Source organism: Dentiradicibacter hellwigii, assembly GCF_041770905.1.
GTDB lineage: Bacteria > Pseudomonadota > Gammaproteobacteria > Burkholderiales > Rhodocyclaceae > Propionivibrio > Propionivibrio hellwigii.
Window position 1 is genome coordinate 1,221,961 of record NZ_JBEUWX010000002.1, and the last position, 12,007, is coordinate 1,233,967.

The 12,007-nt window shown below is 62.4% G+C and carries 7 protein-coding genes; all 7 read right to left on the minus strand.

The window, feature by feature from the left end; all coding sequences use genetic code 11:
* Positions 1-129: 129 nt before the first annotated feature.
* The 7 genes from ABCS64_RS07920 to ABCS64_RS07950 all read right to left on the minus strand — a co-directional run bounded on the left by ABCS64_RS07920 (position 130) and on the right by ABCS64_RS07950 (position 11,906).
* Positions 130-897, minus strand: coding sequence for a class I SAM-dependent methyltransferase (locus tag ABCS64_RS07920; RefSeq protein ID WP_418891317.1), 768 nt, complete (start codon positions 895-897; stop codon positions 130-132).
* A 21-nt stretch (positions 898-918) separates the two neighbouring features.
* Positions 919-1,311 (minus strand): DUF1877 family protein, encoded by a 393-nt coding sequence (locus tag ABCS64_RS07925; protein ID WP_418891318.1) that lies wholly within the window; start codon positions 1,309-1,311, stop codon positions 919-921.
* A gap of 394 nt (positions 1,312-1,705) precedes the next feature.
* Positions 1,706-2,476: an NAD-dependent protein deacylase gene (locus ABCS64_RS07930; protein WP_418891319.1), complete on the minus strand. Its 771-nt coding sequence runs from the start codon at positions 2,474-2,476 to the stop codon at positions 1,706-1,708.
* Positions 2,477-2,882: 406 nt separating this feature from the next.
* A complete protein-coding gene (locus ABCS64_RS07935; protein ID WP_418891320.1) occupies positions 2,883-7,466 on the minus strand; it encodes a hypothetical protein in 4,584 nt (1,527 codons plus the stop codon).
* A gap of 232 nt (positions 7,467-7,698) precedes the next feature.
* A complete protein-coding gene (locus tag ABCS64_RS07940; RefSeq protein ID WP_418891321.1) occupies positions 7,699-8,994 on the minus strand; it encodes a YncE family protein in 1,296 nt (431 codons plus the stop codon).
* Between the two features lie 1,015 nt (positions 8,995-10,009).
* A complete protein-coding gene (locus ABCS64_RS07945) occupies positions 10,010-10,534 on the minus strand; it encodes a copper chaperone PCu(A)C (RefSeq protein WP_418891322.1) in 525 nt (174 codons plus the stop codon).
* A 178-nt stretch (positions 10,535-10,712) separates the two neighbouring features.
* Positions 10,713-11,906, minus strand: coding sequence for an SCO family protein (locus ABCS64_RS07950; RefSeq protein ID WP_418891323.1), 1,194 nt, complete (start codon positions 11,904-11,906; stop codon positions 10,713-10,715).
* Between the last annotated feature and the right edge of the window lie 101 nt (positions 11,907-12,007).

Below are 12,007 nucleotides of genomic sequence, written 5' to 3' on the forward strand. Positions count from 1 at the left end.
CGGCCCGACTTTGCCAAAAGACAAGGCGGCGAGCCGCTGACAGTACAAGCAGTATGGCAAGGCCAACACAGCAACGCAGTATTTTGGCAAAGGAAGCCGCTATTAAGGTCAATGCGGTATTCGCCGCTATCACACGCGCCGGCCTTTGACGGCGTGGGCGCGCGCGTGGCAGGTGATGCAGCCGTCGGCAGCAATCGGCAGGCTGCGGCGCAAGGCCTGCTGCACGCTTTGGCGCGTTTCCGGCGGCAGGGCGGCGAATGCTTCGCCGATGCTGGCGCTGTCCGCCAGCGCTTGCCAGTAGGCGGCAAAGTCGGGAAAGCGATAGGCGACGTGGAAGGCGCGCGTGGCGATGTCGGTCAGCCCCGCCTGTTCCCATAAGGCGTGCAGCCGCGGCAGTTGCGTGATGTCGTCGCTGGCGTCGCGCTGCGGCAGTACGCCGTGTTCATGCAGGAGCGCAAAGGCGGGAGCGTAGGGGAAGCCCTGCGGCAGATCCCAGATGTAGGTGGCGACGGTGCCGCCGGGTTTGCAGACGCGCGCCATTTCAGCGACGGCGCGGGCGGGGTCGGGCACAAAGACGATGACGAGTGGCATAACGACGGCATCAAATGTATCGGCGTCGAAGGAAAGCGCGGCGGCGTCGCCTTGTTGCAGGACGACGTGCGCCGGCAGCTGCGCGCGGGCGTAGGCGAGTTGCGCGGCGGAAATGTCGATGCCGTGTAGGGTGGCGGGGGCGGCGTGTTGCAGGATTTGTACGCCAAACGCCCCACCGCCGCAGCCCACGTCAAGCCAGCTTTGCCCGGCCGGCAGCGCCAGCCAGTCGAGGAATGCCGCCCCGGCGGCGCGGCTCCAGCCGCCCATGTAGCGCTCGTAACGCGCTGCGTCCTGAAAGTTGCCCATTACCTGCTCTTACCAAAAAACTCAACTCCTCGACATGATCATGGAACAGCCTTTTTCCACCATCTCACGATAAAAATCGCGCAGCGCAAATTTTTCCGGGCATTTACCAAAATCAACTTCTTGCAGCGCTTTGACAATCTCACACACATGCCCGGAATAGGTGCCCGCCACATATATGTCATCCGGCTCACCAAAAATCGTATGTTGGCCGACGATGGCTTCGCTCAAACAATCCCCCTGGATGGGATACGTGGCTGATTTCCCCATGAGGACAAAATGCAGCACATCCCAGGATTTATCAACGTCGCATTCGCGTCTCTCGCCGTCTTCTTGTTCATCAGACGTTTCTTCGTCGTTTATGTACGCCTTCAGTTTCTGATCGCTGGATTGGTAATACGTGACGCGAATACCCATAGTGCGAATCCCTGTGAAATAAACAATAAAGGCCAAAACACATCAGCCCGGAATGACATTCTTTGCCATACCTGGCGTTGCCTGAACGACCAGCCGGCAGTATAGAAGGTATTGCAGGCATCGTCCAAAGCCCGCGTATTTCGGGCATCTCCGAAGTGGGTATCCGGAGATCCTTATAAACAGGGCATCTCAGAGCACCTGCCAGAAAACGCCCTATCCACGCGGGTTTCAGAGAGGGGGCTCTGAAATCCTTTATCCACGAGAGTTTCATAGAAGTACCCCGAAAGCTTAATAGCGGCTCGACTTTGCCAAAAGACAAGGCGGCGAGCCAGACAGTACAAGTCATACGGCAAGGCGAGGCCAACACAGTATTCTGGCAAAGACAGCCTCTATCTCAATGCGTCTGCCGGCAGGTTTCGTAGATCGCCGTCATCGCTTCTGCCGCACCGGCAGCGACATGCCATGAGACCCGGTTGCTCAGGAAAGTATGCGCGGGATTGATCTCGACCGTCGGTGCGCCGCGCTGCACAGCCCGCAGAACCGGCTCGGCAATGTAGGGAAAAACCGCCGTCGTACCGATGACGAACACCATATCGAAGCCGGTATCCAGCTCGCGGTAGAGGCGGCTGATCGCGCGCTCCGGCAGCATTTCGCCGAACAGCACGACATTGGGGCGGACGATGCCGCCGCATTGGTGACAGCGCGGCGGTATTGCGGCATCGGCGGTATCCGCCGCAGCGCCGCACTGCGTGCAGTAGCGCTCGGCCAGCGTGCCGTGGATTTCGATCAGATTGCGGCTACCCGCCTGGCTGTGCAGCCCGTCGATATTCTGCGTCAGCACGACGACCTCATGGCTGTCATCGAGCGCGGCAATGGCACGGTGCGCGGCATTCGGCGCGGCCTGGCGGCAATTGTGCTCGATCTGCGCCAGATACTTCCAAGTAATGTCCGGCCGCGCGGCAAAGCAGGCGCCGGACAGCGCTTCCTCGATGGCCATGCCGTCCTCGGTCGCCTCATCATTATACAGCCCGCCGACGCCGCGATAGGTCGGCAACCCGGAGTCGGCGGAAATTCCGGCGCCGGTGATGAACAGAACGCGCCGCAGCGCACGCAGGCGCAGGCCGATGTCACGCAGGGCGGCGGTAGTTTCGGCAGACAGACTCATGGCAGACTCCTCTTTGGTTTAATACATCACACGCGCCCTCCGGCCTGTGCGCAGCAGCGCCGGCCGTTGGATTGCAGAGCGGCGCGAATGAACGCGAACGACGGCTCCGGCGGATATTCCGCATAGGCCGCCAAGGCGCCAACGGGCGCAGCATTCGAGGACAACACGGCGCAGACGGAATGAAACACGCGGCGCAAAACGTGCGGACAGCGCAACCTACCTGCGGCAGAGCCGCAGAAAAGGAACGATATGCGCCGTGCCGCGCGTATCCCATATCTCTCACGTCTCTCGCATACTTCACGTATCTCACGACACGCGCAGCGCAATGCGCACGCTACGCACACCAGATACGCTATGGCGTTCCGCCCGCGCCGCCGCCCAGCCGGCGCTTTTCCCGACATTGCGCTCACGCCTGGACCCTCGATCTGCGCCGCCACAAGCCGCCAGCAGAGAAGGCGTTCCAGCCCCACTTCAGCCAGTCGAGCAGCGACCACGCCAGCCAGAGCGCCCAGAGCAGCATCAGCCCGCGATAGACCAGGATCGGCAGCGTCACCACCCAGGCGCCGGGGGGCGTCGCCTCGGCGCGGTCGAGATACCAGTTGAGCCGGAAGGCGTGCGATCCATTGCCGACGACCTGCATGTCCGGATAACCGAGCAGACCGCTTTCGACAATGGAAAACAGCGCGGACAGCATGACCAGGGTCAGCAATGCCAATCCGAGTTGGCGCAGGTTGAACGGCCAGTGCGACAGCCTGGACGACATCCGCGCCTGCCATTTGGCCGCTTCGCTTTCCCCGGCAGCCGCAGAAATCGCCGGATTGAGCGGCACAGCGGCGCTCTGCCGCGCGCGCCAGCCGAATACGGCGAACCAGCCGATGACAATCAGCGCCGACCACCACGACGCCTGCGTCAGACCAAGCGCCAGCAGCAGCCACTGCCATGTCCTGCGCAGCGGCCAGCTTGCATTGCGGGCGCTGAAACGGCCGATCAGCACGGCAGCGACCAGCAGCACCAGCAGCTTGCCCCAGAACAGAATGGCCGGCCCGATGCCCGGCCCGACAGCCAGCAACAACCAGCGGTCACGCGGCAATTGCAGCTGCACGCGGTGATTGACGCTGTCCTGGCCGAGATCGACGCGCTGCGTTGCGTAGCGCAGCGCCATGTCCTGCTCGACGCGCCAGAGGATTTCGACGCCCTGTTTGCCGGGCGCAAGCGGCAGCGTCAAACGCTGGCCATCCAGGCGAATCGGCTGTGTCTTGCCGTCGATGGCGACGCGCTGCAATACCGCGCCTTCCGGCAAGGTAAGCGTGTGATCGGCGCCGCGGCTGCTACGCAGTGAGAGGCTCAGGTGATAATCGCTCGAACGCGCGCCGGCCGTCACCGCCAGCGCCGAAGTGTCGATGGTCAGCGTCCGTCCCGGCGCCGGTTGCGGCCGCGTGATCGACAGCCGCAAGGTCTCGCCCGGCCAGGGTCGGAAACTCAGGTCGGCATCCTGCGCGTCCGTGCCCAGCGCCACCGGCGGAAAACCCTGGGCGTCGACGTGCCAGAGCGGTGAAGCGCTCATCATCCAGCTTTCAACCCAGGCGTCGGTTTCAGGCGCCGTCAGCGTCAGCGCATCGTGCGGCGCCAGGGTCGATACCCAGCCGACACTGGTCGCCTGCGGTGCCAGGTTAACCTGTGCCTGCCCCTCTTTAACGACGATACCCGCCGTCGTCACCGACTCGCCCGGTAGCAGCGGCACCTGCACGACCACCGGCGCACCGGGCGGCGAAACGCGGCGCACGGTCGTCTCCACGCGCCAGTTCAGATCGAAAAACAAGCGTCGTTCGACGCGCAGGAACGGCGGCAGCACGGCGGCATCCTGCGCGTTCTGCGCTTCCTGCCTGCCCCGCGCCGCCCGGGCGGCATCGGCCGCACTGTCTTTTTCGGCGCGACGGGAGAACTGGAGGGTATCGGCAACGCCGGATTCTTCGGATATGCCGGCCACCTCCCAGCCGTCGGCTTGTACTTCGACGCGGCGCGGCCGCAGCGGCAAAGGCAACTGCACGACATCGGCGGCCGGCAGAACCCCGAACAGTTCGACGCGCGAACGCCCTGCCGGCGCCAGCAGCCAGGCATTTTCGTTTTCGGTATAGACGTAAGCCGGTTTGCCGTCGATGCGCGCCTCACTCGCCAGCCATTGCTTGACACCGCCCGGCAGCGGCAGCGCCACGTCGCCCGCCGCCTCGACATCGAGGATCAGACGCAGGCTGCCATCCGCCAGATGAACGGAAAGGCGTGAAATATCGGCGCATTCCGGCAGGCATTCGGCCGGGCGCGTGAGTTTTTCACGCAATGCGTCGAGCAGCGCCTTGTTCGGCAGTTCCGCCCGCACCGGCCCGCTCAGTCCGGCGGTCAGCACGAGGCCCAGCACGACCAGCAGTACGGCGGGCTGAGCGCGCCCGGAGTGTGCATACTGCGCCGCAGGCGACGCGCCTTCTTTCCGCGCGAAGCCGCCCAGCCAGCCCCAAGACCGGCCGCTGCCCGGACCACCCATACCGCCTGTTTTTCCGGCAGCGCGCGGCACCAGGTCGAGAATGCGCGCCAGCAGACCGGCCAGCAGCGCCAGGCGCAAAACAACGAGCAGCTTATTGGCCAGCGGCGAAAGCAGCCAGAGATTGAGCATCTGATCCTGGGCAACGGGACCATTCCACGTCAGCGAGTGTACGTTCCAGCGCCAGTTGGGCAAGCCGTTACCGGTCTGTACCTTGGCGTCCGGGTCGGCAATTTGGTAGACATTGCGTTTGGCCGCCTGCATCGGGGTTTCGCGTTGACGGGCGCGCATCGCACTCTTGGCGGCCATGCTGCTGGAAGAAGCGGCATGGCGCGGCGCGGCAGCCATTTTGGCTGGCACTTTCTCTAACTGGACCGCCTCCGGCGCGGGCATCGCCATCACCTGCGGGGCTTCGCGCGCATCTATGGCTTCTTCCTGAACGGCGGCATCCTCATCCTCCCGCAGGGCGTCCATTTCATTGCGGGAGTACGGCTGCGCCGTTCCGGCCTGCACCGTGCGCAAACCCTCGCCTTCCAGCACAGGGTAGAGCGCCATCCGCACCTGATCCACGGCAAAGGAGAGCAGATGCAGCGTCAGCAGCAATGCACCGGCGCAACGGATGAAATGCATGCCGCGTTTCATGCGCCCTTCCGGCAGCACGCGATACAGCGCTACGGCGGCGATCAGAAGCAGCCAGTCCCAGGTCGGTGCATCCGCTTCCTGATAGACCAGCATCATAGCCAGCAGCGCCACGGCGCCCCAGCCCACGCCCCAAAGGCGGCCGGCCGCCAGCGCAGTCAGCATGACCAGGAAGAAATCAAGCAGATTCCATTGCGCCAGCCAGGCGCCGCCGGCGCGATCCACGCCCGATGCGTGCAGCAGCCGCCAGCCGGCGGGCAGGTTCAGCGTCATGTTCAGACGCTCGGCGTCATGCTGCCAGCCGATGGCGCTAAAGCGGTGCGGCGCGCCGGAAATTTCGCTGTCGGCACTCATGGTCAGCCGGCCGCGTTTGACCTCGACGCCCGCCGTGTCTTCCGCCTCGCCGCTGCGCGTAATCAATTGCGCCTCACCGTCGATATCGACGCGGCCTAACTTGGCCGGCGCGGCAACCTCCAGCCGCCGGGCGCGGCCGATTTCCCCGGACAGACGGTCGCTGACGGTCAGCGTACCGCCGTCGAAACTCAACCATGCCTGACGTTCGAGGCTCAGGCGATCCGGCGCGGGGTCGCTGTCGCCGCGACGGATTTCCTTGAGCGTCAACGTCTCGCCGGGGCGCATCAGATAACTGGGCAGACGTCGCCATTCCATGGGCAGATCGGTCTGCTGCGGATCGACGGAAGCGACGCCTTCGACCGTTGCGCTGCGAATCGACGGATCGGCCTGGAAGACCCAGGCCTCCTCGTCGGCCAACAGCGGCGCCTCGCCCGTCGGGGTGGCTTCCGCATTTTCCGTACTTTCCGTATTTTTTACCGCATCGGCCGGCGGCTCGCCTGACCCGTTCTCTTGTTCGTTTTGTCCGCCTTGTTCGCTTTGCCCATTGTTGCGGTTATCCGCTGTATCAGCCTTGCCAGCAATCTTTTCTTCGCCCCCCTCGCCGGCCAGCGTCAGCGCCTTGACCGCGCCCGGATAGCGCGCAATCAGCGTAATGTCCCAACGACCCGCGCGCGCCTGCACGCGCAGGCCACCCGCTTGCGTCAGCGCCGTCGGCAAGGGCGAGCGCAAATCCTGCGGCAACGTGCCGGGCAACAGGATGCGGCCAAGCGTCAGCTCGCGCGCCTTGCCGGAAACATCCAGCCGGATGCGCGTTTCGACGGTGACGGGAACCCCATCGGCCAGTTTGCGATAAACGTGAATCTGCGCTTCGTCGCCCGCTTCGCGTTCGCTGCGGCCTTGCAGGCGGAGCTGGTTGTCCTCGTCGCGCACCGGCCGGGCAACAATCTTGCCGTCCACTTCCAGATGCAGCAGCGCCGCACGCGCCGGCAAGGCGAGCGACTCAGGCAACGCCCGCCAGGCAAAACGGCCGCTGAGGCGGTGGCTGCCTTCCTCCAGCCGCACCGAAGGCACGCCGCCGCGGCCGATCACGACCGCCGGCTTGCCGTCGACCTGCACATCCTGCGGCCAATACCGCGTCTCGCCGGGCAGTTCGACCCAAGTAGGGCGATAGACGCGCCAGTACTGGGCAAAGGCGGCGCCCCGGCTGTCCGCCTTCAGTTCAAGTACGCCTGGCCAGACGCATTGCCGCGGCGCATCCCGGTTGAAGAGATGCGGGCAGGCGGCATCGGGAACCTCGTCGAGCGCCCACGGCACCCAGGTTTTGAGCGGTTCGGGCACGGCGGCGCGTGAAAAATCGGAGGTTTCCGCCGATTCCGCCGCCACGGCATACGTGCAAACGCAGAAACACAGGGAAAAAGCCAGCCGGCATATTTTTTTCGCCCAAACGGTCCAGTCAGTTTTCATAATCGATTCCATCGTAATCAGGCCGTCATGGCCGTATTAATGCGCTAAGCGTATACCGCCTTGCGCGGTGAGGCAAACCTTCGGCGGATCGCTGCATCTATCGTTAAACATCTAAAAAATCGTATCGGCGTTGCGCCGTCGGCCAATCTGCAATAAACCCGCCGTATCGGCGAACTTCCCGCCATCACGGCGTGCCCAGCGCTCATCCTGCCGCCCACCACGATGCATTCCCTCAGTAGCACAGGCTGTTGTTGCTGCCCATACGGATGCTGCTGGCCATGGTGATGCGCGGCACCCGCACCGGCGCGAGCATTTCGCGCGTATGAATGTCGTAGCGAAAAATCTGCGGCAACTGCTCGTCGATCGTCACCAGCGCGGTCTTGCTGTCCCCCGTTACCCACATATCGACGACCTGCGCCCGAAAGCGGAATAGCTTGCGATCGTCCGGGTCGTCGAACGACTGGAACAGCAACGCCTTGTCGCCGCCCAGCAGCCACGTGCTCTCCAGCCAGCCGCTGCGAATGACGCGGGGCGAAAAATCAACGCGGAAGCGCTGCGGCTTGGCGGCGTCGCGTGTCAGGTCGAAAAGCGCGACATTGCCTTCCACGTCGGCAAAAATCACGCGCTGCGTGTTGGCGTCGATATAGGGGCGGATCATCGGCTCGTTGGTCGTGCCGACGGTGCGCATGGGGCCGGTGGAGCGCAGCGTGTCCGTTTCCGGGAAATAGATCAGCCCTTCCGATCCGTCGTCGACGGTCAGCGCGAGCAGATGGTCTTCCGGGCTGGCGATGCCGATGCCGAAGCCGGCGCGGCTTTTGATGCGACGCGAGAAGTCGATTTCTTTCCACAGCGGTTTTGTTGCCGCTTTTTTTACCTGGCCGCTTTTTGCATTTTTTACATCTTCGGCGGCATCGAGGTTCCTCGCCGCCTGATCGAAGTGGCGCCGAAAGATGCGCGGGCGTTCTTCATCGAGAATCCAGAACGTGCGGCTGAACGAGCTGAAGAGCAGCGAATAAAAGGTGTCGAGCACAGTCTGGCGCTGCGGCGAATCGAAACGCCGCGAAAAAATACGGATGGAAAACGATTCATAGTCGATCATGCCGACGCGGTCGCGCAGGCCGACGGCCACCAGCTTCGACTGCGGCACGAAGAAAATCTGGTAGACCGGCGCCGGCAGGCGCAGGAAGCGCCTTTCGCGCGTCGTCAGATTGAAGAAGCAGATGCCGGACACTTCCGGCGAACCGATGGCCATCATGGCGTCGTCGCGCGCCATTTCAAAAACCTGCGGGCGGAAGCCTAAATCCAGCGTCTCGATGTAATCGCCGCTGACAATATCGACGATGCTGATGAAATTGGAGAATTTGTCGGCGACAAAAGCGTAGCGGGTCGGCGACTCGTTCAGCGCCACCTGTCCGGGTTTGAGCTTGACGCTGTCGATATCCGCCCAGCCCGGCGCGCCGAATGCGCTCGTACCGGGCAGCGCCAGCAGCGCGCCGGTCGCTGATAAAAGAAATTTCCGCCGCTTCATTTCCATCCTTTCAAAAATCCGCTCTGAATAGTGCGACTTCCTTTGCCAAAATACGGCGTTGGCTCGCCTTGCCGTACGCTCGTACTGTCAACAGCGCGCCGCCTTGTCTTTTGGCAAAGTCGAGCCGCTATTAAGCTTTTAGAGCACCCCCTCTCGGAGATGCCCTAAATACGCGGGCTAGCGGGCAGGCACCCTGAGATACCTTAAATATAGGAATTGCCACAGCCTGCGCGCTGACTTCCACTTACGAAACTTCTCTTGATGCAGTTGCGCTGTGCGGCAGCGCGCCCCGCTGACTTTCTTTGCTTCGCCAAAGAAAGTCAGTAAAGAAAGGCGACCCCGAGGCGCAGAAAACCCCTTGTCGCGGGTTTGCTTGGCGGCGGGCTTGATTAACTCGCTCACGCTCGGACAATCAAGCCCTTGCTTCCGCCAAGCTGCCCCGCGCCTTCGGCTGCGCCTAAGGGGGTTGGGTGCTTCGTAATGATTGAATGCGCGAAGGGACATGACCGGCAACCCGCGTGGATAGGACATCTCAGCAGGCAAAAAGAGGATGCTCCGAAAGCTACGAAAACAGATCAGAAAACATAAATTGCCCGGAAGCCCTTTAAATACAAGGGGATCAGGGCATCAAAAAACATAAACTGAAAAAACGCCCAACCGGCGCGCCGAATGCGCCCGCACCGGGCAGCGCCAGCAGCGCGCCGGTTGCTGATAAAAGAAATTTCCGCCGCTTCATTTTCATCCTTTCAACCATGACGCCTACGCACGCCTGCAATCAGGCTGCCCGGAAATCCTTATGGGGTGGGCATCTCAGCGGGGGTGCCCGCAAACCCTGATGGAATGGGCATCTCCGGGCAGGCGCTCTGAAATGCCCTGTTTACAAGGGCTTCCGGGCGCCCCTTCAGAAATGCCCGTGGATAAAGGGGCTCCGGGCGCCCCTTCAGAAATGCCCGTGGATAAAGGGGCTCCGGGCACCCCTTCGCAAACCCGCGCCCGTCAGGCCAGCGAACGCCGCTTAATGTTTATGCCCGTGGTCATGATTATGGTCATGCGCCGGGGCAGCGTCGATGCCGGCGTCTTTCATGACCTCGCGCACGGACTTCACCACCGCCTGGCAATGGGCCTGGGTGCTGTCGCTGAAATAAACGGTCATCGTATGCGTACTGCCGATGGCAGGATTTTGGGCGATGTCAAAGAGCATGACGTGGTCGCCCCCCTTCCTGAACCGGCGCTCTCCTTCGCTCAGCTTCAGGTCGGTCATGCGGGCCATTTCCATCACGCCGTCCTTCATCTTCATGCTATGCAGCTCGATACGCGGGCTGACACTGGGCATTTCAACACGCACCAGTTCCACCGGCGCGCCGTGATGGACGAAGCGGACGAACGCGCCGGTCATGTTTTTGCCCGGCAGCACTTCCTGAATGACGCAATCCTTCAGCTCGGTATGCGCCGCAATGGCGGGTTCAGCGGCATGCGCCAGCATGGCTGTTTGTGCGCAAGCGGCAGCCAACAGGGCCGCTTTTAGTGTCTTCAGTGTCATCGTTTCTCCTTTCTTTCGTGGACTCCGGTTAAGAACGCCATTCATAAATTTCTCCACTTTTCCGGACGGGCAAAAATTGCTGCGGAAGGTCTGCACCGCCGGTACGGACACACAGCCAAGCTCGCGATGGAACCGGCACGGAAGCAAGCACGGTTGGCTCATGATTCAGCCGTGCAGATTAACGCGCTGCGGCCCGGCAACGCGCAAAGTCGGCGATACTTTCCGTCCTCTCCAGAATGCCGTTGCGGCTGGCGACCTGCCGGCCATCGACGAACAGGGCGGTAAACGGCAGGCCAACCGCGCCCAGGCGCGCCAGCAGGCCGGCATCATTGCTGCCGGTTTGGGGCAACGTCCGGATATTCATTTTGCTAAACAGTGCGGCAATATCGGCCGGCTTATCACCCAGATTGAGCGTCTGCACGGAAATATCTTTGTGCGCGGCGGCCAGCTTGTCCAGCGCCGGCAACTCGATCCGGCAAGGCGCGCACCAGGCCGCCCAAACGTTGAGCAGTACGAGCGTGCCGCCCTGTTTTCCCGCTTCCGCGCCCGTTTTCATCTCCGGCAGAATGTCGCTCAACGCCGTGTTCGATTTCGCCGCGGAAAAGCCCACGGGCAAGGGGCAGGCCGCAGCCGCCGGCTGCGTCGTCTGGGCATTCTGGGCCGCTTGTGCGGATCGATCCGGCGGCACGGAAGCCGCCGCCGCGTTTTTTGCCGAGGCCCCCGGCGCGTCGCCATCCGCGGCGCTTTTTCCGGTTTGGCCGCCCGGTTCGCCCAGCACTTTATCGAGCGCTTTCGTCAGCTCAGCGGGGCCAATCTGGTAGTCATAGATGTCGATCAGTTTGCGCTCGGGCGAAATCAGGTAAATGAAACCGCTGTGATAGACGTTGTAGTCCGTTCCCGGCGTCGGCTTATCGACCTTCTTGCCGTTCAGCCGGTAGCCGAACGTTGCGCCGAGCTGATCGGTCAGCGCGCGCAAATTCTCCATCTCGCCGCTCAGACCCTCGATACGTTCATGGAAATGGTGGGTATAAATTTTGAGATAGTGCATATCGTCACTGACCGGATCGATGGTGACGAAGAGCGGCTGAATGGCGTCCGGATTCTTGATGGCGCGCATCACTTCGCTGTATTCGTATAGCGTCGTCGGGCAGATGTCCGGACAGTTGGTGTAGCCGATCGCCAGCAGCAGGTATTTACCCGGGTAGCTTTCCTGCGTGACGCGCCCTTTCTCGCCGATCAGGTCGAAATGGAGCGGCATCCCGCGCGCCGCACTCGCGGCGAAAAGATTGGGGGACAGGCAAAACAGAAAAAACAGGCACAACAGCCGCCGGAAACCGGAAAGCGACAAACGCCCGGATAAATACTTGGACATATTCGACTCCTTGCCAGATTCAAAGACCGCCGAAAGGCCGGAATACGCGGAATACCGCCGATAAACCCGGATTCCCTGCCGCGCCGGCTTCCTCTTGCCGT

Bases quoted from the DNA above. Each gene is read 5' to 3' on its own strand.
- ABCS64_RS07920 (WP_418891317.1), bottom strand. From the start codon at position 897: ATGGGCAACTTTCAGGACGCAGCGCGTTACGAGCGCTACATGGGCGGC.
- ABCS64_RS07925 (WP_418891318.1), bottom strand. From the start codon at position 1,311: ATGGGTATTCGCGTCACGTATTACCAATCCAGCGATCAGAAACTGAAG.
- ABCS64_RS07930 (WP_418891319.1), bottom strand. From the start codon at position 2,476: ATGAGTCTGTCTGCCGAAACTACCGCCGCCCTGCGTGACATCGGCCTG.
- ABCS64_RS07935 (WP_418891320.1), bottom strand. From the start codon at position 7,466: ATGAAAACTGACTGGACCGTTTGGGCGAAAAAAATATGCCGGCTGGCT.
- ABCS64_RS07940 (WP_418891321.1), bottom strand. From the start codon at position 8,994: ATGAAGCGGCGGAAATTTCTTTTATCAGCGACCGGCGCGCTGCTGGCG.
- ABCS64_RS07945 (WP_418891322.1), bottom strand. From the start codon at position 10,534: ATGACACTGAAGACACTAAAAGCGGCCCTGTTGGCTGCCGCTTGCGCA.
- ABCS64_RS07950 (WP_418891323.1), bottom strand. From the start codon at position 11,906: ATGTCCAAGTATTTATCCGGGCGTTTGTCGCTTTCCGGTTTCCGGCGG.